This is a genomic window from Aerococcus sp. HMSC062A02 (assembly GCF_001809535.1).
Taxonomy (GTDB): domain Bacteria; phylum Bacillota; class Bacilli; order Lactobacillales; family Aerococcaceae; genus Aerococcus.
The window spans coordinates 12,281-34,017 of sequence record NZ_KV797913.1 but is presented as its reverse complement, the minus strand read 5'-3'; the positions used below and the strand labels follow the sequence as shown (position 1 = coordinate 34,017).

Sequence of the window (21,737 nt, the reverse complement as noted above, 5' to 3'; positions counted from 1 at the left end):
TTAAGCCCTTTCACAGGTCCCTTCAAGCTTAAAAGGAACAATCGATAGTAGTGACCCAGCTAAAAGGGGATAAAATCAAGCTGTATCAAAAAATAGAACAAATTTTGTTTCTTAAAAAGTACAAAATATGTATCATAATAAGCAAAAAAAACTGCGCACTGACTGGCGCAGTTTTTGCTTATCAGATATTTTAGCGGCGGTTGGCTAAGATTGCAGCATTCTCTTCGACACGCTTCTTATTCAATGGATAGAGGAAGTAGAGAGAAAGGGCGAGTAAAATCGCACCAATAGCTGGGGCTAGGCAGGTGATGTTGTAGATGCCCTGGGTAACCTCAGGCTCGAAGGCTGTGGCTGCAGAATAGCCGACGAGGGTCAGTAACCAACCGGCGAGACCAGATGAGGCAGCTTGACCCATCTTACGGGCGAAGGAATAAACGGAGTAGATCATACCGTCTGACCGTTCATGGGTTTCCACTTCGGTTTGGTCGATAACATCAGTGATCATGGCCCAGGTAATCAGCATGAAGCAGCCGATCCCAGAATAGGCTAAACCATAGAAGACAACAAAGACCCAGGCATTTGAAATTTGTAAGAAAAAGGCCAGAAGCAATACCGCAGCGGTAAAGAGAGCAGCGTAGATGCCCAATTCTTTACGGCCTAATTTGCTGGAGAGTTGGACCACAAAGGTGGATAAGATCAGGGTTGCTGCTGAACCAACAAAGGTTGCGGCGGCTTGGGCTTGGGTATTCCCGAAATAGTTAGGGAAGACGTATGGAAGCATGGCGCTTAAGGTTAATTGGGTGAGCAGTAGGCAGATGGAAGAAATGACAATACCAATCAAAGCCTTGTTAGAGGCCAGTTGATGGACCATATCAATGAAGTCGAAACGCTCGGTTTTCTGTTCGATTTTCACCCGTTCAGTTGTCAGCTTGTAGCAGAGAGCATAGCAGATGACTGCCAGAATTGAACACACAGCTGCAGCAATTGCCATCCGGGTCCCTGAAAGTACTTGGGCGCCACTAGGATCGTTGTAGTAAACCACGAGTGGGAGGACAACCCCGATGAAGGTTTGGGCTAGGGTAGCGCCAATGGTTCGCCAGGTGGATAGTTCAGCCCGGTGCTTAGGATCTGCGGAAATGGCTGAAGCCATCGAACCAAAAGGAATATTGATGGAAGTATAGAAGACAGATCCCCATAAGATGTATGTGAAGATCATCCATCCGATCTTAAACCACATAGGCATATCCTGGAACCAGCTCGCATACATAAGGAAGGAAGCTAGAGCAACGGGCCCAGCCATGCGGCGGATCCAAGGTAAGAATTTACCTACTGGAGTCGGTTTCGTCCGGTCAACAATCTGTCCCATGGTCATATCTGTGAAGGCGTCCACAATCCGGGCACCGGCCATAATCCCGCCGACGATCCCACTGGATACCCCCATAACGTCAGTGTAGAATTTCATCAAGAACATTGATGAAAGAATAAATGTAAAGTCGTTCCCGAAGTCCCCAAACATGTAGCCCAGTTTGTCGGACATTCCGAACGGCTTGGTGGCTGTTCTTTCTGCCACAATAATTCCTCCTTTAAAACAAAAATAAAATTAAAGCATTTGTCATTATAAGAGAAAATAATAGCTTTGAAAAGGGATTTTGATCAAACATGTGAAATTGGCAACAAATTCTGAGAATTGTCAGGGTATAAGATGCAATTTAAAGAGTTGTTTCACATTTATTTAATGCTAAAAAGACAGTTATGGTAAGGCTTACAAAATATATTTGTGAAAAATCAATCGATATACAATATTGTTCGAATTGTTTGGAAACGGCACCATTGATCGAGGAGGGGAGGATTAGCGCTTACAAAATATAAGCTATTGACCAGGGCTAGAACTTGCATCTTTTGCTCCAGAGGTTCACTTCTACCCGCGCGCCCTCACACCCTGGAATAAAAAAGCACCTCCATAATGAAGGTGCTCTTATCTATTGAATAGCTGCTTATTTAACTAAGGAGTTTTAACCGCGGCGTTCAGCTAGGATTGCTGAGTTGTTTTCTACGCGTTTCTTGCTTAATGGGTAAATGATTAATAAGGATAGAGCAGATAACAAGAAGGCAATCGCAGGAATAGAGGTTGCGGCGCTATATAGTTTATCAATAACTTCCGCTGTTTGAACTTCTGCTCCTGATTGGTAACCGATAAAGCCTAAAATCCAACCTGCGCTGGCACCGGCAAAAGCTTGACCAATCTTACGGGCGAAGGAATAGAAGGCGTAAACCGTACCGTCGTCCCGGGTGCGGGTTTGGACTTCGATATCATCGATAACGTCAGTGATAATGGCCCAGATAATGGCATTGAAGATACCAAAGCCTAGGTAACCAATAGTTGAAATCACGATATAGGTCCACATACTTTCAGTGTGCATGAAATAAAGAACAGCGAAGGCGGCGGAACCGATTGAAACGCCGAGAATACCAACTTCGCGTTTCCCTAAGGCTTTAGCAAGAGCTGGCGCAATCGGTGCACCTAAGAGCAAGATGGATAATGGATAGATCACGTTAACTGTAGCTAACATGTCAGCATTTTCAAAGTAATTGGCAAAGAGGTAGTTGTTCATTTGGCCGATGCCTAATTGGGCAAAGATGAGGAAGAGGGCGGCAAAGATAATGCCCCAGAGTGAACGGCTCTTCAGTACCTTACCGAATGTACGTAAGGTTCCCATTAGTGAGCTATCAGGATCGGAAGGAATCTCTACCCGCTCAGTTGTCATGCGGTAGCAGAAGAAGTAGAAGATAAGTCCCAATACTGAGAACACCCCAGCTAGGATGGTGAAGGTAGCGTCTGTCTTAACGATGTTGTTTTCGTAAATCATGAGGGGCACAATTGCACCGATAGCTAATTGGGCAATGGTTGCGCCAATGGTCCGGAAGGTAGACAGGCTAGCCCGGTGGTCGGGATCAGATGTAATGGCAGATGCCATAGAGCCATAAGGAATGTTAATGGCCGTATAAGTGAAAGATCCCCAAAGTAGGTAAGTGATGTACATATAAACAATCTTGAAGGTCATGGACATGTCTTGGAGTCCTGTTTGGTACATCATAAAGCTGGCTAGGGTTACAGGAATAGCAATCCGGCGAATCCAGGGTTTGAACTTCCCTTCGCTGGTTGGCTTGGAGACGTCAACAATCCGTCCCATGGTCACATCTGTGATGGCATCAACGAAGCGAGCGGCTAGGAATAAGTTCCCGACTGTTGTTGGGTTAATTCCCCAAACTTCCGTATAAAAGACCATCAGGAACATACTTTGTAAGATAAAGGTCATGTCGTTGGCTAAGTCCCCGAACATGTACCCCAGCTTATCACGCATGCCAAATGGTTTAGCATTTGTATTCATTTTTATAATTCCTTTCTTCATAACAAGTTTATACACTTAGAGAATAAATAATGGCAAGTGCATAAGAATAATAATATTTTCCTAAGTAAAAACTGCCTCCTTCTCAGTTGCTTAAGCGCTATCATTAATAGATAAAAATCAATAAATAGAACTAGCTAATTGCCAGTAAGAGTATTATATAAAATTTACTAAGTAAATGAAAGCCCTTTTAGGTAAAAAAATATGGAAAAAACATTTCCCGTTCAGTTTTCTTGCAAGGAAAGAGGAAAAGAGGGGCATATCGCTATCTTTTCGGGTCAGCTAGCTTATAAAATTATCATCAAATGAGAACATTATTGTCTTTTATGAGGGGAGGAGACAGGGAAAATAAAATAGAAAGCGCTTTTAAAAAAGCCCTTTCATTTTGGAACGGCTTGTGCTATAATTTTTATTGAGCAGTCGAAAGATTGCATCATCCTTTCATTTTTGTTTTTTCCTTTTTCATCTTTGCCAGCTTTGGCAAAGATGTTTTTTATTATTAAAAAAGCCGAGATTAAATCCCGACTTTAGATAAAAATATATACAAGTCATGAAGGAGGCTGGGACAAAAGTTCCGGCCTCCTTTTAAATAGCAAACATTTTTCAAAAAACTGCTCCAAAAGTCAGGCCTGATCGACTTTTGTCACACTCTCTTCTAGTGAAAAGACTTATTTCTGCTAACTTGTCCTAGTTTCTAGCAAACTTTTATTTGGATCCTGATTGATCGTTTTGCTCGCCCCGGCGTTTGGCTTGGGCGTCTTTTAGTTTTTGTGGGGTGACATCGGTCCCTTCAGGATCGACCACCTTGGTGTTCATGAGGACAGACCGGAAATTTTCCCGGAATTGCTTGAGGTATTGGCTCCGTAATTTTTCTTGTTCGGCTGCTTCTTCTTTGGTAAGCGTGCCTTCTTTTTTCTTTTTGGCTAATTCGTTGATACGTGGTAGTAATTCGTCCATGCTTAAACCTCCTTGTGTAGACTTTCTTCCAATATACTGGCTCCTGTCTGAAAATGCAATTCTTTTGCTTCAAGGGGATTTTCGTGCCTTTAGCAAAATTTGGTAAAGCTTAAGCCCTTAATATGGTAGAATAAAAAAAGAAAAATAATTAAGAAGATGAGGGGAAAACATGATCCATTCAAAAAAACTTTGGTGGGGACTAGCTGGCGGCTTAGCTGCGGTCTTAGTCCTCGGTGTGCTTGCTTATAATGTCTTTTATGCGGCTAACTTCGGTGAGGAAGGAAGCGATACGAGCTATGAAACGGTTAAGGTAACGGAACAGGAACCGGTGACAGTTGATGGGAAGGCGAAGTTGAAGACCGACGATGCCTATTACTATAGCCGTGAAAAAGGAGACTTGGGTATTGTGAATGTTGCTGATGGCCAGCGGGTTAACAAAGGCGATGTTCTTTTCTCCTACCAACAAGCTGAGGCCCAGTATAAGATTGACGATACCAAGCGTCAACTTAACCGCCTCTATGACCAGCGCAACCGCCTGCAGAACCAGGCAGCCAGTCCCGTGGCCAGTGTCAACCAAGCCCTCGTAGCTAGTCCCTTAGTTTCGGGCCTTGGAGCCTATGTTGCGACACCCGTGAACTTATCAGGTGCTGGCGTCAGTGAGGGACAAGCGCCAGCTGCAAGTGACCCGAATTGTCCACCAGCTGTTAGTGGTCAAGCTGGCCAAGCAGCTATCCCAGGTGCAGGTAGTGACCAGGCTGTAGCGAGTCCGGGACTAGCGGGTCAAGCAGGGCCTGAAGCGGGAGAAACAGTGCCATCTGGTCTAGAAACAGGAGGCCAAGCAGGTGGCATGGGAGATCTTCCGGCGGCTGGTGGTCAAGCTGGTGTGGATGAACAAGTTCGCCAGCTCAACCAACAGATTGAAGACTTGGAGATCCAGCTCAACCGGGCCCAAGCCCAGACTGATAACCAGGTCAAGGCGCGGACGAGCGGTAAGGTCATCTATGACGCCAAGGGGATTACAGATTCGACTGTGCCTCTGGTGCGGATTATCAGTGACGACATTTCTGTGACTGGGACCGTTGGCGAGTATGACTTCTACTTGCTCAAGGATGGACGCAAGGTAGACCTGACTGTTCCAGCTAGTGGCCAAAAGACAACGGGTGAAATCATTAGCTATGAAAACTTGCCAGCAGCTCCTGGCGAAGCCCCAAGTCTTGGTGGAGATGCAGGTGCTGCTATGGCCGGTCAGGCTGCACAGGCTGCTGGGCAAGGAGGCGAGAGTCAATATCCGTTCACTGTTAAAGCTAAAGACAAGATCCAACCAGGCTTTAGCACTAAAGTTCACTTCAAATTACCTGGCTTTGTCCTCCCTAAAGAAGCCATTATAGAGGACAAGGGTAAGTCTTATGTCTTTGTCTACCGCGATGGCAAGGTTAAAAAAGTCGAAGTCACGACTGCCAAGCAAGGCCGCCAAGAAGTGGTAACCAAGAATATCAAGGCAGGTGACGAGATCATTAAGAATCCTGAAGGCCTCCAAGATGGCCAAGAAATTGAATTGGCTGAATCAGCAGACAAAGCTGAAGCAGAAAGTAAAAACTAGGAGGCAGGGGCCATGGTAATTGAACAATCCAACCTTGGCCAGGCATTAGACCAGGCCGAGCCTTTATTTGAACTCAAAAATATCAACAAGTATTACGGCGAAGGAGAGAACCGTGTCCATGTCCTGAAAGATGTGAACTTATCCGTCTATGACGGGGAATTTATTACCGTCATGGGGCCCTCTGGATCGGGGAAGTCCACTTTGATTAATGTGATTGGTTTTTTGGATAACCAATTCGAAGGCTCCTATCTCTTTCATAATGAGCCGCTTAAGCAGCGGACGGACCAGGAAGTCTCGCATTTGCGCAATAGCTATGTGGGCTTTATCTTCCAGAGCTTTAACTTAATCCAAAATATGACGGTCGCCGATAACGTTCGGCTGCCCCTGCTCTATAGTGGCTTGAGCACCGGACAGACCCATGAACGGGTCCAAGAAGCCTTGGAACGGGTAGGTTTAGGAGACAAGGGCAAGTCCAAACCCTATGAGTTATCGGGTGGTCAGCGCCAGCGGGTGGCCATTGCTCGTGCCCTGGTTAACCGACCCAAATTTATCATCGCGGATGAACCGACCGGGGCCTTGGATACCAAGACCTCGCGGATGATTATGGATATCATTTCTTCTCTCCACCGCCAGGAAGGGGTAACCATCCTGATGGTCACCCACGATCCGACCCTCCAGGAATATGCGGACCGCCACATTACTATTGTGGATGGGGCTATTCATTCAGATGGAACAGATATCATCATGCCCCAAGCCTACGAACAATTAATGGCAGGCGGCGTTCCAGCGGAAGGAGGGGACTAGATGCGTTTTAGCGAAATATTAAAGTCATCCCTGGCGACCATGCGGATGAACGGACGTCGGACCTTCCTGACCATGATTGGTATTGTCATCGGGATTGCCGCGGTTATTACCATCATGAGCCTAGGGAATGGTTTTCAAAAAGAAACGATGGATTCCCTGACGGATGATAAGGAAGGCCGGGTGAGCCAGAATTTACTCTTCCAACCGACTGATCAGAACTTCGATGCCTCGAAGACCAAGGTCTACACCCCACAAGATATCCAATTGGTCGAAGATTTCGAGGGGGTCAGCGAGGCCAAGGTTGACGATGAAGACAATGGTATGCCGACCAATGTGACGGTTAAAATAGGCAAAGAGACCAAGTCCCAACCGGTCCGGCCTTTTAAGGAAACATCTGATAACTTGGTCGCTGGCCGTAATTTGAATCCAAGTGATTCAGAAAGTTATGCTCGTAATGTTCTCATCAGTCAGAACTTGGCTGAAAAATATTTTGGTCAGGCAAAGGAAGCTGTGGATAAGAATCTCAACATTAATGGTAAGAACTTTACGATTGTGGGTGTCTTTGACAGTCAGGGACCAGCCACGAATGAGAGCGTTGGCGCCTTCTCGATCAGCACTGGACCTGAAATCAAGATGCCAGCGAAGACCATGGAGATCTATAATCTGATTGATCGTGGCAGCCTGTCCCTCAAGGTTTATTTTGAGGAGGGGGTTGACTCCAAGAAGATTATGGATGACATTGTCGATAAGCTGAATTCAGAAGGCAGCAAGATGCAGAAGGGCCAGTACATGTTCTTCGATATGTCTAAGATGCTGGAAGGAGTCGGGGATACATTGAATACGGTGACCTACTTCATCTCGGCTGTTGCCGGAATTTCCCTCTTGATTGCAGGGGTTGGGGTCATGAATATGATGTATATTTCAGTCTCTGAACGGACCCAAGAAATCGGTATCCGCCGCTCACTCGGAGCCACCCAGTCCAATATCCAAAAACAATTCCTCTTTGAAGGCATTGCCATCACTACAGTCGGAGGGGTGGTCGGTTACATCCTCGGTATCCTCCTGGCCCACCTCATCGCCAGCTTCCTACCCTTCGGCGCCTCCGTCGACTTCGGCACCGCCTTATTAGCCGTACTAATCTCTGTCCTCATCGGTATCGTCTTCAGCGTCTTCCCAGCCCGGGCCGCCGCCCAGAAGAACGTCGTTGATATTTTAAGGTAGGGTGTGAGCAAGAGCGCTTAGCTTTGGATGCTTGGAGTAAGCTGGAATAAGGGCAAGCCCTGCTTGCACGTTTCCAACTTGCGAAAGCACTCTAAAGCTGCTCTTGCGAACCCGACTGGATAGGGTGTGAGCAAAGGCGGTTAGAAAGGGATGACCGGAGGCAAAAGGAATAAGAGCGGCTCTCAGCCGATCGTTTCCATTTGCTGAAGTCACGCCCTTTCTGCCTTTGCGAACCCAACTAGGGTATGGGCAATTGCAAACCCGACTAAAGGGTGTGAGACTTGGCGCTTAGCCTTGGATGATTGGAGCAAGTAAGAAAAAGAGCGAAGCATTCGCTCGTTTCTTACTTGTGAAATCATTCCAAGCCTGCCAAGTCGAACCCGACTAGACAGGGGCAGAGCAAGACCTAAAAAAATAACTTCCAACGAACAAGCTAGCAAGCATAGGTTTTCTTGCTAGCTTGTTTTTATTATTAGAAATTTTTTTTAAAACGAGCAAGTTGCGAATAAGGGTCCGATTAGCAAGTTGTGGCAGTTGAACTTGCGAAGACAGGTCCAATTAGCAAGTTCGAGGCTGGCTACTTGCGAACAGGGCTCTCGATAGCAAGTTCGCCTTCACCCACTTGCGAATGGCCTCTTCAATAGCAAGTAGCCGTTGAGGAACCTGCAAACAAGGCCTCCGTTAGCAAGTTGACCACCCAGTTCTTATAAAATAAGCTTTTACCAATAGAGGATTGCTCTAAAGTTCAAACCAGCTTTTCCTAAGAGCGTCTCTGCACATTGTTCAGGGGCCGGATATTTGCTACAATAAGAGCTGTGAATAGTCAAATTAGAGAGGGTGCTAAGATGCGTTTTTTAGCGATTGATAGTGCGACGCTATCCCTGAGCCTGGCCCTGCTGGAGGACCAGACCCTGATCAGTGAGATAACCACCAATACCAAAATTAAACATTCTACCCAGCTCCTGCCCCTGATCCAGACCATGATGGAGACAGTTGGCTGGCAGCCTGAAGACCTCGAGGGGGTTATTATTTCCAAGGGACCAGGCTCCTATACGGGACTTCGGATAGGGGTTACGGCGGCCAAGGTTTTGGCTTCTACATTAGGGATCCCCTTGTATTCTGTGCCCAGTCTCCTGGCCCTGGCTGCTAATATTCGGGCCCAGAAGTCACTAGTACTTCCCTTCTTCGATGCCCGCCGCCAGACTGTTTTTGCAGCGGCATATTTGAAGGATGGCCAGGCTTGGACAGCTTTAGAAGAGGTGAAGCACGGGGCTTTTTCCGACTGGCTAGCTAGTTGGGAAGACCGCCTAGACGACTACGACCAGGTTTACTTTATCAGTCCGGACCTAGCGTCCTATGAGAGTGCCTTGGCCCCTATCCTCTACCAGCACGACCATTGTCACTTGGCCGCGCCGGAAGACAGGATCATCTATGCCCATAAGATGGTCCAGCTCCCTCTCCAGCTAGAAGATGTGGATACCTTCCTGCCCGATTATGCCAAATTGGCTGAAGCAGAAGAAAACTGGCGGGAGAAAAACCCCGGTCATGATGGGGAAAATTATGTTGAAAGAGCAGATTAACCAATACTTTAGCTGGCTAGGCCACTTATTTAGGGCGCCCCAAGCCGACTTGTTGGACCGTATTGAAGTCCGGCAAGAAGAGCTAGTTCTGGCTTCTGGTTTAGCTTTCAGCCTGCGTTTATCCGACCAGACGGCCTTGAAGCAGATGGTTGACTTGGAAAAATTAGCTTATGGCAAGGTCATGTGGGGGATGAAGGATTTCTACCGGGACATGGTGGGGCGGCCGGATACTTTTTATCTCCAGGCCTTTTCCCATGGTATTCTCTTGGCTTTTATTGCTTGCCGGGAAGAGCCTGACCATCTCCATGTGTCTAATTTCATGGTGGCCCCTAGTTGCCAGGGCCAAGGTTTAGGTAGCTACTTATTGGAAGAAGCGAAGCATTTGGCCCAACAAGTTGGCCTCCAAGAAATTCAATTGGAGGTCCGCCAATCCAATAAGCAGGCCCAAGCTTTTTACCGGGCGCGGGGCTTTCGACGCTTGAAGACCCGGAACTTTTATTACCACGATAACCGTGAACATGCCGACCTCTTGGCCTGGCGCTTTGAGGAGGTCGATGACCACCATGCTTAAACGTTTGGAGACAGGCGGGGGAGAAGACATGTGGCTACTTTTGCAGGCTGCTTATCCCCAGACCCCAAGCTGGACCATTGAGGCCCTCGACTACTTCCTCAGCCGGCCCTATGCCCAGACTTTTGCCTACTATGATGGGGAAGATTTAGTGGCCCTGGCACAATTCCAATTATTAGCGGGAGAAGCGGAACTGCTTAATCTGGCGGTTCTACCAGCCTATCAAAGGAAACGACTGGGCCAACAGCTTCTAGAAGAAGCAATTGGTCAGTTGGCAGGCGAAGGGGCCGAGCGTATTTACTTAGAAGTGCGAGCGGGCAATCTCCCAGCCCAGGCCCTCTACCAGAAGCTCGGCTTTGAAAGACTAGCCATCCGCCAGAGCTACTATCCGGACGGAGAGGATGCCTGGATTTATTGTTTATTAGTCTAAAGATAGAAAAGGTGAGAAGATGTCAGTAACCTTATTAGCAATCGAATCGAGTTGTGATGAGACAGGGGCTGCTATTATTCGTGATGGCAAGGACTGCCTGGCTAATATCGTAGCCACCCAGGTCAAAAGTCACATGCGCTTTGGTGGGGTGGTTCCTGAAATTGCCAGCCGCCACCATGTGGAACAAATTACACAAATTGTTGACTTAGCCTTTGAAGAGGCGGGCCTGACCTGGGAAGAAATTGACGGGATTGCGGTGACCAAGGGCCCGGGTTTGGTGGGCTCTCTCTTAATTGGGATTACCGCAGCCAAGACCCTGGCCTTTGCCCATGACAAGCCCTTAATTGGTGTCAACCATATTGCGGGCCATATCTACGCCAATCAACTGGTCCAAGCCATGGACTTTCCCCTGCTTGCCTTGGTGGTGAGTGGTGGGCATACGGAATTGGTTTATATGCCAGAAGATGCTGTCTTTGAGAAGTTTGGAGATACCCGTGATGATGCAGTCGGGGAGGCTTATGATAAGGTGGGGCGCTTGCTTGACCTGCCTTATCCGGGTGGCAAGCGGATGGATGAATTGGCCCAGGAAGGCCGCGATACTTATGCCTATCCCCGTCCCATGCTCGATGAAGATAATTTTGATTTCAGCTTTAGTGGGCTGAAATCGGCCGTTATTAACCACCTTCACAATGCTGACCAACGCGGGGAAAAGCTTGTTAAAGAAGATGTGGCGGCTTCCTTCCAAGCGGCTGCAGTTGAGGTTCTCGTTGAAAAAACCTGCCGGGCCCTGGATGAATATCCTGTTAAGCAGCTCTTAGTGGCTGGTGGGGTAGCAGCTAACAGTGGCTTGCGCCGCGAGCTCCAAGCGGCTCTAGCTGACCGCCATCCAGAAGTGACCCTTTACTTCCCGCCCCTCAAATATTGTGGCGATAATGCAGCCATGATTGGTGCGGCAGCCTATAGCCTCTACCAAAAAGCTGCCTTCGCTGATTTGAGCTTGGATGCTGTGCCAGGCTTGGATATTAGCGATTCTTAACAAATTTAGAAACTAGAAAACCACTATCTTTACTCATGTTGATGTGAAGATAGTGGTTTTTGTTTGATATCCTGTTAATAGTGTAATCAAAGGGCCTACTTGCTTTCTGGTTCCCTGTTTGCTAGCTTGTCTCTTTAGGCTCAAGTCTCATTTGCCTACAATTGACTGAGCAAGTCTTCCCATTGGTCCATAAGTTCTTGGTGCTGGGCCTTGAGGGGTTCGAGTTGGGCGTTGAGCTCGAGGATTTGGGCGTTGTCTTGGTAGACTTCGGGTTTGGCCATTTCCTGTTCGATGGCTTGGATTTGTTCTTCGATTTGGGTGATTTCTTCTTCGCATTGGTCGACGAGACGCTGTTGGCGGCGTTGCTCGCGTTGTTTTTGTTTATTTTCTTCGTAGCTGAGCTTGCCTGAAGACTTCTCTTCGACTTTTTGGGCTGGGTCTTGACCAGTGTCTTGGGCGGCTTGCCGGGCTTCTTCTTCGGCCTTTTTGGCGAGGTAGTAGTCATAGTCGCCCAAGTAGAGCTTGCTGCCTTCTGCTGAGATTTCGAGCACTTCGGTAGCTAGGCGGTTGATGAAGTAGCGGTCGTGGCTGACAAAAAGCAGGGTGCCATCATAATCGATCAGGGCATTCTCTAGGACTTCTTTGGAGTCAATATCCAAGTGGTTGGTGGGTTCGTCAAGGACCAGGAAGTTGTCATGGTCTAAGGCGAGTTTGGCTAGTTCCAAGCGGGCTTTTTCGCCCCCGCTGAGGCCATGGACGGGCTTCTCAACATCACTTCCGCTAAAAAGGAAGCTCCCCAATATGGTCCGAATATCTTGCTCATTCATGCTAGGGTGGTCATCCCAGAGTTCGTGGAGGACGTCCTTTTTGGAATTGAGATTGCCTAGCTCTTGGTCGTAGTAGCCTAGGCTCACATTGGTTCCAAGTTGGTAGTCGCCCTTTAATGGTGGGATTTGTCCCGTAATGGTTTTGAGCAGGGTAGACTTGCCGACGCCATTTGGGCCGACAATGGCCAGGGCCTTCTGTTTGCGTAAATCGATATTAATCGGATAGGACAGGCAATCGTCGTAACCGATAGCCAGGTCATCGACCGTGAGAACGACATTACCGCTCGACTTTTCTGTAGAGAATTGGATACGGGCTGAGCGTTCGTCCTGTTGGGGCCGGTCCAGCTTGTCCATTCGTTCCAGTTGTTTGCGTCGGCTCTGGGCCATTTTGGTAGTGGAGGCACGGACCAGGTTGCGGGCAATATAGTCTTCTAACTTATGAATTTCTTTTTGTTGCTTCTCATAGGCCTTCATCTGGGTTTCCAGACGGACCGCTTTTTCCTTCAAGTAGAAGCTATAATTTCCGGCATAGTGTTCGATGCCGTGGTGGGTCATCTCATAAGTTTCATTGCTGACATGGTCGAGGAAGTAGCGGTCGTGGCTGACGATCAAGAGGGCGCCGGGATACTTGGGCAGGTAGCCTTCCAACCAGTTGAGGGTATCGATATCCAGGTGGTTGGTTGGTTCGTCTAGGATCAGGATGTCCCGCTTCTCTAGGAGCACCTTGGCCAGGGCCAGCCGGGTCCGCTGACCGCCAGACATCTGTGAAATAGGCTGGTCGTACATGTCTTCGGGGAAGCGGAAGCCGTGGAGGACCATACGGATCTCTGAATCATAGCTATAGGCATTGCGCTGGTTGATTTCTTCTTGGATTTGGTCATAGGTCTTCAGCGCTTGTTCATAGCGGTCAGGGTCTTGGATGACAGCTTCATCGGCCAGGACCATGGCTGCTTCATTGGCCTGGTCAATCAAGGCCAAGTCTTCTGCAAAGACGCTCTTCATCTCTTCATAGACTGTCCGTTCGCTGTTGACAGCAGAGTGTTGGTCCATATAGGCAATCCGGGTTCCCTTGCGTTGGGAGACGGTACCTTGGTCTGGAGTCTCAATGCCCGCTAGGATCTTCAGTAGGGTCGATTTACCAGTACCGTTTCTACCGACTAGACCAATGCGACTGTTATCTTGAACTGTAATTTGAATGTCTTCAAAAAGGGTCTCAGCCCCAAAATGTCGGGCTAAATTGGAACCTTGTAAAAGAATCATTGTCTAGCCTCCTTCTAAAATACTATTCCTAGTTTAGCATAATTCTGCCATAGGGACGACTAACAAAATTTCGCTTAGATTGTGAAAGGCCTTGCAAAATTGACTTTATCCCTTAAAATAGACTTATGGTGTGCATAAAATAATTGAAATGAATATGAAGGAGCGATTCAATGGAACAAAGAAAATTAGTGAGCCGTCACTTAGAAGAAGTTGAAGTCGATGGCTTACGCTTCAAAGATCATAATAAAGATGGTCGAGTCAATCCTTATGAAGATTGGCGACTGAGTCCAGAAGAGCGAGCTAAGGACTTAGTCGGGCGGATGAATCTCCGCGAAAAAGCCGGTATGATGGTCCTTATCGACAAGCCCATGGGAATTTCAGCTGAAGAAGGTGAACCAACCAGCCATGATGGGGTCATCAATGAAGCCGATAAGGAGATCCAGTATCCCCATCCGAAGCACGAGTATCCGACTTCGACGCTTTTGGAAGACTTCCAAATCCGGCATATTATCTTAAGAGAGAATGCCGAGCCGGAAGAGATCGTGACCTGGGTCAATACTATGCAGGAGATGGTCGAGGAAAGTCGCTTAGGGATTCCCTTGCTGGTCTTATCCAATTCGAAGAATGAAAACAACGAAGCCGCTTTTAATGCAGAATCAGCGATTGGGCGCTTTACCCAATTTCCTGGCACCCTGGGTCTAGCAGCCACTCGCAATATGCCTTTGATCAAGGCCTTTGCTGAAATTGGTAAGCAAGAATTCTGGCACAACAATATCCGCAAGGGTTATATGTATATGGTAGATACCGCGACGGACCCCCGCTGGTTTAGGACTTCGGGAACCTTTGGCGAGAATCCCGAACAGATTTCAGAAATTGCTGAAACGATTATTCCTGTCTACCAAGGAGAGGACTTAGATGACCAGGGCGTTGCCCTCACCATCAAGCACTTCCCAGGTGGTGGTGCACGGGAGAATGGCTTCGACCCTCACTATGAAGAAGGGAAGTTTAATGTTTACCCAACTCCTAATAGTTTAGAGACCTATCACTTACCACCCTTCAAGGCAGCTATTAAGCACCAACCAAGCTCGATCATGCCTTACTATGCGATTCCTAGCCAGGAAAAATCCAACCTGCCCCAAGAACCCTTCCAAGCAGGTTTTGAAGAGGATGTTGCTTTTGCTTACAACCGCCAATTCCTCCAAGAGCTCTTGCGTGATGACCTAGGCTTTAAGGGCTATATCAACTCAGATACAGGGGTCTTGGATGCTTGTGCCTGGGGTGTTGAAGACCTAACTAAGCCGGAGCGGGTAGCTAAGATGCTCAAGGCGGGGACGAATATTGTCTCGGGGACCACAGAGGTTGAAGCCTTTGAGGAAGCCATGACCCAGGGCTTGGTCGACGAAGAGACAGTGAATGCCCGTTTGGAAGGCACTTTGAAGGAGCTTTTTGCTCTCGGCTTATTCGAGAATCCTTACCAAGATATTGACCAGGCAGAAGCTATCACCAATACGGAAGATAGCCGCGAGATAGCCTATCAGGCCCACCAGGAATCGGTGGTTCTCTTGAAGAATGACCAAGAGCTCTTGCCTTTGACTGAGGACAAGTTAGCGGGCAAAAAAGTTTATGCGGAAATCTTTACCAAGGTCTATAATGAAGAGGAAATGGCCAGCCGCCGCAAGCAAGGAATCTTCGGTAATACCGATGAACTGAACCAAGAATTACCAGAGCAGATTCGCAAGGCCTTCCCACAGATTGACCTGGTGACGGACTACCACGAAGCGGATATTGCCTTACTCTTCTTAGAACCAATCTCGGGTTCTTACTTCGAAGCCACTTCAGGCTATCTGGACTTACAGATCCACCAAGCAACCAACGTGGACCTCGACCGGGTGAAGGCCATCCAAGCAGCGGTTGACCATACGATTATTAACGTTAACCTCGACTTGCCATTTATCTTGGAAAATGTTGAGCCTTTAGCTGATGCCTTAACTGCCAGCTTCAATAGCTTTATCCAGGCCATCATTGATGTCTATACAGGGGCCTGCCCTGCCAAGGGGAAATTGCCTCTAACCCTACCTGCCAATGATGACGTGATTGCGGTTAATGATGAAGGCATTTGTGCCTCACCAAATGATGTACCAGGCTACGATAAGGACAAGTATATGGACCGCGCTTATGCCTATCAAGATAGTGCGGGAAATAGCTACACTTATGGTTTCGGCTTAAGCTTAAATTAAAGTTTTAGATTTGCTCCAAAGTCGAAATCCTGGTAAAATATTCCTATTCTATTTTTCACAATTGAACAAACAGGGGGGATTCTAGTGAAAAAGATACCAAAGGCAACAGCTAAACGCTTATCAATCTACTATCGATGCTTGAAGAATTTCAAGGCAATGGGGATGGACCGTGTCTCTTCCGAACAGATTTCTGATGCGGTAAAAGTGGACAGTGCCACCATCCGACGTGATTTTTCTTATTTTGGGACTTTAGGCAAACGGGGCTATGGTTATGAAATTGATCATTTAATTGAATTTTTCAGCCGCCTACTGAGCCAAGACCAGCTCACCATGGTCGCTCTGATCGGTGTGGGGAATTTGGGGAATGCCTTAATTTCTTATAATTTTAAGCAGTCAAACAATGTTCATATTAATGCCGCTTTTGATATTGACCCAGATAAGGTGGGGAAGATTCATGAGGGGGTTCCGATTTATAGTATGGACGAGTTAGTTGACCAATTGGAAGCGCGCCAGATCGATATCGTGATCTTGGCCGTACCAGGTCAGGCTGCTCAGAGTGTGGTGCCACAGCTTGAAGAAGCTGGCGTCAAGGGTATTTTGAATTTTTCGGCCAGCCGACTTAATGTTCCTAAAGATATTTTTGTCCAAACAGTTGACTTAGCTAATGAATTACAAACGCTGATCTACTACGTGACCAACCACTAAGGAGAAAAACTTTCTAGCCTAAAACGATCAAAAAAGTGCCTCAAAGGAGCCAAGTAGCTCTCTTTGGGGCACTTTTTGATTAATGGCTTTTAAGCCGACTTATCTGGTTTATAGATTTTTGATTCTCTGGTAGGCTCGAATTAATTGGATACTTTGGAAGATATCGTGGCTTGCTAAGAGAATATTAATGAAGGGAAGGAAGGACCAACCGTTTTCACTGACCATTGAAATAGCCAGGGAGAGGAAGAGACCAGCCAGGATGATTTTTAGCACAATATTCATGACTAGTGATTGTAAAGACATAGCAACACTCCTTTTTAATCTTGCATCGTAATATGTAATGTAACGAAAATATAGCTAAAAGACAAGTGAGATCAGCTATTTTGGCGGAAAATTTAAAGAAAGGCTAAAAGGTCAAAAAAAGTCAACAAAAGACTTGCATTCTAAAATAAAATGTTTTAAGATAATAAATGTAAGTTAGCACTTGGAAGTTGTGAGTGCTAACGATAAAAAGTGAATTGTTTTTGGAACTGATGGAGGAATGTGAATTATGTTAAAACCTTTAAATGAACGTGTGATTGTTCAGCTTGAAGAACAAGAAGAAAAAACAACGTCTGGTATTATACTACCATCTGCAGCCCAAGAAAAATCCCAAGTGGGACGTGTTATTGCAGTTGCAGATGAAACAGAAGATTTCACAAGTCCAGTTAAGAAAGATGACCTTGTCTTATTTGAAAAATATGCCGGCAATGAAGTGGAATATGCTGGTGAAAAATACCTCATCTTAAAGGCGAAAGATATTGTCGCTGTCATTGAAGACTAGATCAAAAATTAAATTTAAAGATTGAATCATTACTTGTGTATCGAGAGGAGCATGAATTTTAATGGCAAAAGATATTAAATTTTCAGAAGATGCCCGTCAAGCTTTAGTGCGCGGTGTGGACAAGTTAGCGAATACGGTGAAGATTACCTTGGGGCCTAAGGGACGTAACGTTGTCCTCGAACAAAGCTATGGTTCACCATTGATCACTAATGATGGGGTAACCATTGCTAAAGATATCGAATTAGAAGACCACTTCGAAAACATGGGGGCTAAATTAGTCGCTGAAGTAGCTTCTAAGACCAATGATGTAGCTGGTGACGGAACCACTACTGCAACAATCCTAACCCAAGCGATTGTTCGTGAAGGCTTGAAGAATGTGACCGCTGGTGCTAACCCTGTCGGCGTTCGCCGCGGGATTGACGAAGCAATCCGGACAGCTGTTGAAGGCTTGAAGGAAAACTCTGTTCAAGTGGAATCTCAAGATGCCATTGCTAACGTTGCCGCTATCTCATCAGGTGACCAAGAAGTCGGCAAGCTAATTGCTGAAGCTATGGGCAAGGTTGGCGAAGATGGTGTGATTACCATTGAAGACTCTAAGTCTATCGATACGACCTTAGATGTGGTTGAAGGGATGGAATTCGACCGCGGTTACCTCTCCCAATATATGGTAACAGACAATGAAAAAATGGAAGCCAGCTTGGAAAATCCTTACATTCTCTTAACAGACCGTAAGATTTCAAATATCCAAGATATCCTTCCTCTTCTTGAACAAATCTTACAACAAGGTAGCCCACTGCTCTTAATTGCTGATGATGTAGATGGGGAAGCTCTCCCAACCCTAGTACTGAACAAATTACGCGGGACCATGAATGTGGTTGCTGTTAAAGCACCAGGTTTCGGCGACCGTCGTAAAGAAATGCTAGAAGACTTAGCTGTCTTAACGGGTGGTCAAGTGATCTCTGAAGATCTCGGCTTAGAATTGAAAGACGCAACCATCAACCATTTAGGTAAGGCTGGTAGCGTTACTGTAACCAAGGACCACACCACAGTTGTTGAAGGTGGCGGCAATAAGGAACAATTAGAACAACGTATTGCCTTAATCCGTAAACAAATCGAAGAAAGCACATCTGACTATGACCGTGAAAAACTCCAAGAACGCTTAGCTAAATTAGCTGGTGGGGTAGCCGTTGTTAAAGTCGGTGCCGCAACTGAATCTGAACAAAAAGAACGTAAACTCCGCATTGAAGATGCCTTGAATGCAACCCGTGCAGCAGTTGAAGAAGGTATCGTTGCTGGTGGGGGTACTGCTCTCATGAACGTTCAAGAAAAAGTTGAAAAAGCAACCGAAGAGCTGGAAGGTGACGCCGCAACAGGTGCTCGGATTGTAGCCCGCGCCTTGGAAGAACCTCTCCGCCAAATTGTTGAAAATGCTGGCTTAGAAGGCTCAGTTATTGTGGAACGCCTCCGTTCTAAAGACCTAGGTATTGGTTTCAATGCCCAAAACAATGAATGGGTAGATATGATTGAAGCTGGGATTGTTGACCCAACTAAGGTAACGCGTTCAGCCCTACAAAATGCTGGCTCAGTTGCAGGCCTTATCCTCTCAACAGAAAGTGTTGTTGCGGATAAACCAGAACTAGAAGCACCAGCAGTTGACCCAAGTGCTATGGCTGGTGGCATGTACTAAGCCACTGATTAAAGAAGAAGCAAGAACTCTCAGAAGAGGGTTCTTGTTTTTTACTTATAACTACAAATACCAAAAACTTTTCGAGTCGTTTGGCTTGAAATTTCGAAACTGAACTATTATCATAGAAGTATAAGATAAATTATTAAGTCAAAAGTATAAAAGAAAGAAGGAGATTTATTTTATGGCAAAATATGGTGTAGTTTTAGGTTCAATCCGTAAGAATTCATTTTCTGAAGCAATTGCAAAAGGATTAGTGGCAGGTTTACCAAGTGACGCTGAAGTGACCTTTATCGAAACGGCTGACCTTCCACTCTATAGCCAAGACTATGATGAAGCAGCTGAACAACCTGCTGAATATACACGTTTCCGTGATGAAGTGCGCGCTCAAGATGCTATTATCTTCGTCACACCTGAACACAACCGTAGCATTCCAGCGAGCTTGAAGAATGCGATCGACTTAGGTTCTCGTCCATATGGTTCAAGCGTTTGGGAAGGCAAGCCAGCTCTTGTTGCCTCACAATCACCAGCAGGTATCGGTGGTGCTATCGCTAACCATACCCTCCGTCAATCTTTAGTCTTCTTAGATATGCCTGTTATGCAACAACCTGAACTTTACATTGGGAACTCTGCTGACTACATCGGTGAAAACGGTGAAATTACAGCAGAAGATACCAAAGAATTCTTAGCAAGTGCTGGTAAAGCCTTCGCTGAATTCGCAGGAAAATTTATCTAAGCTAAGTTTCAATTCAGACTTCAAGAGGCTGAGACAGATGTCCCAGCCTCTTTTTAAATAGCGAACTTTTTTCAAAAACATGGTCCAAAAGTCAGGCCTGACATCCACTTCATGCAGGGTGTGAGGGCTGGCGGGGGAAATAGACCTCTGGAGCAAAGATCCAGAGAAGACTGAAGGTCTTCGGCGAATCTTTGTGAAGAAGACCTATTTCTGCCAGTCTGAACCCGACTACAAACTATTTGGAAATCGTTTACCAACGATTTCCCATAGTTCGCTCCACTGGTTCAGGCTTGATCGACTTTTGTCACACTCTCTTCTTGGACCCCTCTGACTTGAATTCTCTAGTCGGATACTTGATAATGGGAAGTGTAAACCCTTAACAGCAAGCTGAAGGAGGCTTTTTTGATGAAGACCTATCAAAACTATATTAACGGTGAATGGGTAGACAGCAAGTCTGGTCAATATACCGATGTCATTAATCCAACAAGTGAAGAAGTGATTGCTCAAGTTCCAACTAGTAATGCTGAAGATGTGGACGACGCTGTGGCTGCAGCTAAGGCTGCTTTTCCGTCTTGGAATGGTTTAGCTGTAGATGAACGCAAGGGCTATTTAGAGAAGGTGCTTGAAGGCCTTAAAGCGCATAAGGAAGAATTAGTCGATATTGTGGTTGAAGAGATGGGCGCTAGCAAGGCTTTTTCCCGAGATAACCAGGTGCGCAAATCGATCGGGGAATTGGAAGGAAGTCTCAAGGCCTTGGACCGCTTCAACTTTGAAGAACGTTACGATACGGCGACTGTTATTAAAGAAGGATCGGGAGTGGTTGCCTGCATTACGCCATGGAATTATCCTTTGAACCAGATCCAACGTAAGCTCACTCCAGCTCTTTTAACTGGTAATACCATTGTGGTCAAACCCGCCTCAGATACCCCTCTCACAGCCATTAAATTCATGGAAATTATTGAAGAAGCTGGCCTACCTAAAGGGGTCGTTAACTTGATCACCGGGCGGGGGAGTGAAGCTGGAGACCTTCTCGCTGGCCATGAGGATGTGGCTATCATTTCCTTTACCGGGTCAACCGAAGTCGGCCGCGGCCTCTACGATAAAGCGAGTGGTAGTATCAAGCGCCTCGTCCTTGAACTCGGTGGTAAGTCTGCTCTCATTGCCCTCAAAGGTGGTGATAAGGAACTCGCTGTGGCTAAGTCAATGAATACTGTGCTCGATAATCAAGGGCAGACCTGTGCAGCCTTGACCCGCCTCTTTGTCCCAGAAGATGAATTGGAAGACTATAAGACGGCTATCAAAGCCTTCTATGACAAAGAAGTGGTCCTCGGTGACCCAGCCGATGAAGCAACTAAAGTTGGCCCTATGGTTTCCGCTAAGCAAAAAGAAACCGTTGAAGACTATATCAAAAAAGGTAAGGCAGAAGGTGCTGAAGTCTTGGTAGGCGGAGGAAAAGTAGACCGGACAGGCTACTATGTGGATCCGACAGTCTTTGTCAATGTGACCAATGACATGACCATCGCCCAGGAAGAAATCTTTGGCCCGGTCCTCTGTGTGCTGACCTATACCGACACAGAAGACGCCATCAAACAAGCCAATGACTCCCCTTATGGCCTCTCTGGCGCTGTCGTTGGTCCAGAAGAAGAAGCCAAGGCAGTGGCTCGCCAATTGCGGACAGGTAACGTCTTCGTCAACGATAATCCAGGTAGCGATCAAGCACCATTCGGCGGCTACAAAATGTCCGGCTTAGGTCGCGAAAAAGGCTACTACGGCCTAGAAGACTACGTCGAAATCAAAGCCATCTTTGAAAAATAAAGGGTGTGAGGGCTGGCGTTTAGCTTTCGTTCACTGGAGCAAGTCAC

At 46.7% G+C, this 21,737-nt stretch carries 18 protein-coding genes; 13 read left to right on the top strand and 5 right to left on the bottom strand.

Features of this window, described 5'->3' with window-relative positions:
• Positions 1-190: 190 nt before the first annotated feature.
• From HMPREF2626_RS02895 to HMPREF2626_RS02885, 3 genes are all read right to left on the bottom strand, one after another.
• Positions 191-1,570 (bottom strand): MFS transporter, encoded by a 1,380-nt coding sequence (locus HMPREF2626_RS02895; protein WP_210382785.1) that lies wholly within the window; start codon positions 1,568-1,570, stop codon positions 191-193.
• Positions 1,571-2,012: 442 nt separating this feature from the next.
• Complete coding sequence (locus HMPREF2626_RS02890) at positions 2,013-3,389, bottom strand: MFS transporter (protein ID WP_083294313.1); 1,377 nt, start codon at positions 3,387-3,389, stop codon at positions 2,013-2,015.
• Between the two features lie 723 nt (positions 3,390-4,112).
• Complete coding sequence (locus HMPREF2626_RS02885; RefSeq protein ID WP_067974425.1) at positions 4,113-4,364, bottom strand: DUF896 domain-containing protein; 252 nt, start codon at positions 4,362-4,364, stop codon at positions 4,113-4,115.
• A 169-nt stretch (positions 4,365-4,533) separates the two neighbouring features.
• On the opposite strand from HMPREF2626_RS02885, the gene HMPREF2626_RS02880 reads away from it, so the two are divergent.
• The 7 genes from HMPREF2626_RS02880 (at position 4,534) to tsaD (ending at position 11,603) form a co-directional block, all read left to right on the top strand.
• Positions 4,534-5,964 carry a biotin/lipoyl-binding protein gene (locus tag HMPREF2626_RS02880; protein WP_070617219.1) on the top strand — a complete coding sequence of 477 codons (1,431 nt, stop codon included), beginning with the start codon at positions 4,534-4,536 and terminating at the stop codon, positions 5,962-5,964.
• Positions 5,965-5,976: 12 nt separating this feature from the next.
• Entirely contained in the window at positions 5,977-6,768 is a 792-nt protein-coding gene (locus HMPREF2626_RS02875) for an ABC transporter ATP-binding protein (RefSeq protein ID WP_070617217.1), read from the top strand.
• Positions 6,769-7,989, top strand: coding sequence for an ABC transporter permease (locus tag HMPREF2626_RS02870; RefSeq protein ID WP_070617215.1), 1,221 nt, complete (start codon positions 6,769-6,771; stop codon positions 7,987-7,989). It abuts the gene before it with no gap.
• Positions 7,990-8,834: 845 nt separating this feature from the next.
• Positions 8,835-9,569: a tRNA (adenosine(37)-N6)-threonylcarbamoyltransferase complex dimerization subunit type 1 TsaB gene (gene tsaB, locus HMPREF2626_RS02865; RefSeq protein ID WP_070617213.1), complete on the top strand. Its 735-nt coding sequence runs from the start codon at positions 8,835-8,837 to the stop codon at positions 9,567-9,569.
• The gene (gene rimI, locus HMPREF2626_RS02860; protein ID WP_070617211.1) at positions 9,550-10,140 is read left to right on the top strand and encodes a ribosomal protein S18-alanine N-acetyltransferase; all 591 of its coding nucleotides are present in this window, start codon (positions 9,550-9,552) and stop codon (positions 10,138-10,140) included. The genes tsaB and rimI (HMPREF2626_RS02860) overlap by 20 nt, the downstream gene beginning before the upstream one ends.
• On the top strand, positions 10,133-10,567 hold the full coding sequence (gene rimI / locus HMPREF2626_RS02855; RefSeq protein ID WP_168162697.1) for a ribosomal protein S18-alanine N-acetyltransferase: 435 nt from the start codon (positions 10,133-10,135) through the stop codon (positions 10,565-10,567). The genes rimI (HMPREF2626_RS02860) and rimI (HMPREF2626_RS02855) overlap by 8 nt, the downstream gene beginning before the upstream one ends.
• 19 nt (positions 10,568-10,586) lie before the next feature.
• Positions 10,587-11,603: a tRNA (adenosine(37)-N6)-threonylcarbamoyltransferase complex transferase subunit TsaD gene (tsaD, locus tag HMPREF2626_RS02850; protein ID WP_070617208.1), complete on the top strand. Its 1,017-nt coding sequence runs from the start codon at positions 10,587-10,589 to the stop codon at positions 11,601-11,603.
• 155 nt (positions 11,604-11,758) lie between these two features.
• Here the strand turns inward: tsaD and HMPREF2626_RS02845 are convergent, their stop codons facing one another.
• Entirely contained in the window at positions 11,759-13,690 is a 1,932-nt protein-coding gene (locus HMPREF2626_RS02845) for an ABC-F family ATP-binding cassette domain-containing protein (RefSeq protein WP_070617206.1), read from the bottom strand.
• Positions 13,691-13,860: 170 nt separating this feature from the next.
• Between HMPREF2626_RS02845 and HMPREF2626_RS02840 the strand changes: the two genes are divergently transcribed.
• Positions 13,861-15,927: a glycoside hydrolase family 3 protein gene (locus HMPREF2626_RS02840; protein WP_070617204.1), complete on the top strand. Its 2,067-nt coding sequence runs from the start codon at positions 13,861-13,863 to the stop codon at positions 15,925-15,927.
• Positions 15,928-16,005: 78 nt separating this feature from the next.
• Complete coding sequence (locus HMPREF2626_RS02835) at positions 16,006-16,632, top strand: redox-sensing transcriptional repressor Rex (RefSeq protein WP_141744570.1); 627 nt, start codon at positions 16,006-16,008, stop codon at positions 16,630-16,632.
• Between the two features lie 108 nt (positions 16,633-16,740).
• On the opposite strand, the gene HMPREF2626_RS02830 is transcribed toward HMPREF2626_RS02835, so the two are convergent.
• A complete protein-coding gene (locus HMPREF2626_RS02830; protein ID WP_070617201.1) occupies positions 16,741-16,935 on the bottom strand; it encodes a hypothetical protein in 195 nt (64 codons plus the stop codon).
• Between the two features lie 247 nt (positions 16,936-17,182).
• Between HMPREF2626_RS02830 and HMPREF2626_RS02825 the strand changes: the two genes are divergently transcribed.
• The 4 genes from HMPREF2626_RS02825 to HMPREF2626_RS02810 all read left to right on the top strand — a co-directional run bounded on the left by HMPREF2626_RS02825 (position 17,183) and on the right by HMPREF2626_RS02810 (position 21,690).
• Positions 17,183-17,455, top strand: a complete 273-nt coding sequence (locus tag HMPREF2626_RS02825) for a co-chaperone GroES (protein ID WP_067974468.1) — start codon at positions 17,183-17,185, stop codon at positions 17,453-17,455.
• Positions 17,456-17,516: 61 nt separating this feature from the next.
• Entirely contained in the window at positions 17,517-19,142 is a 1,626-nt protein-coding gene (gene groL / locus HMPREF2626_RS02820) for a chaperonin GroEL (RefSeq protein WP_070617198.1), read from the top strand.
• Positions 19,143-19,323: 181 nt separating this feature from the next.
• On the top strand, positions 19,324-19,875 hold the full coding sequence (locus tag HMPREF2626_RS02815; protein ID WP_067974474.1) for an NADPH-dependent FMN reductase: 552 nt from the start codon (positions 19,324-19,326) through the stop codon (positions 19,873-19,875).
• Between the two features lie 405 nt (positions 19,876-20,280).
• Positions 20,281-21,690: an aldehyde dehydrogenase family protein gene (locus HMPREF2626_RS02810; protein WP_070617197.1), complete on the top strand. Its 1,410-nt coding sequence runs from the start codon at positions 20,281-20,283 to the stop codon at positions 21,688-21,690.
• Positions 21,691-21,737: the final 47 nt, after the last annotated feature.

Bases quoted from the DNA above. Each gene is read 5' to 3' on its own strand.
- groL (WP_070617198.1), top strand. From the start codon at position 17,517: ATGGCAAAAGATATTAAATTTTCAGAAGATGCCCGTCAAGCTTTAGTG.
- HMPREF2626_RS02825 (WP_067974468.1), top strand. From the start codon at position 17,183: ATGTTAAAACCTTTAAATGAACGTGTGATTGTTCAGCTTGAAGAACAA.
- tsaB (WP_070617213.1), top strand. From the start codon at position 8,835: ATGCGTTTTTTAGCGATTGATAGTGCGACGCTATCCCTGAGCCTGGCC.
- HMPREF2626_RS02890 (WP_083294313.1), bottom strand. From the start codon at position 3,389: ATGAATACAAATGCTAAACCATTTGGCATGCGTGATAAGCTGGGGTAC.
- HMPREF2626_RS02830 (WP_070617201.1), bottom strand. From the start codon at position 16,935: ATGTCTTTACAATCACTAGTCATGAATATTGTGCTAAAAATCATCCTG.
- HMPREF2626_RS02880 (WP_070617219.1), top strand. From the start codon at position 4,534: ATGATCCATTCAAAAAAACTTTGGTGGGGACTAGCTGGCGGCTTAGCT.
- HMPREF2626_RS02875 (WP_070617217.1), top strand. From the start codon at position 5,977: ATGGTAATTGAACAATCCAACCTTGGCCAGGCATTAGACCAGGCCGAG.
- HMPREF2626_RS02845 (WP_070617206.1), bottom strand. From the start codon at position 13,690: ATGATTCTTTTACAAGGTTCCAATTTAGCCCGACATTTTGGGGCTGAG.
- rimI (WP_070617211.1), top strand. From the start codon at position 9,550: ATGTTGAAAGAGCAGATTAACCAATACTTTAGCTGGCTAGGCCACTTA.
- HMPREF2626_RS02870 (WP_070617215.1), top strand. From the start codon at position 6,769: ATGCGTTTTAGCGAAATATTAAAGTCATCCCTGGCGACCATGCGGATG.
- tsaD (WP_070617208.1), top strand. From the start codon at position 10,587: ATGTCAGTAACCTTATTAGCAATCGAATCGAGTTGTGATGAGACAGGG.
- HMPREF2626_RS02815 (WP_067974474.1), top strand. From the start codon at position 19,324: ATGGCAAAATATGGTGTAGTTTTAGGTTCAATCCGTAAGAATTCATTT.
- HMPREF2626_RS02810 (WP_070617197.1), top strand. From the start codon at position 20,281: ATGAAGACCTATCAAAACTATATTAACGGTGAATGGGTAGACAGCAAG.
- HMPREF2626_RS02840 (WP_070617204.1), top strand. From the start codon at position 13,861: ATGGAACAAAGAAAATTAGTGAGCCGTCACTTAGAAGAAGTTGAAGTC.
- HMPREF2626_RS02885 (WP_067974425.1), bottom strand. From the start codon at position 4,364: ATGGACGAATTACTACCACGTATCAACGAATTAGCCAAAAAGAAAAAA.
- rimI (WP_168162697.1), top strand. From the start codon at position 10,133: ATGCTTAAACGTTTGGAGACAGGCGGGGGAGAAGACATGTGGCTACTT.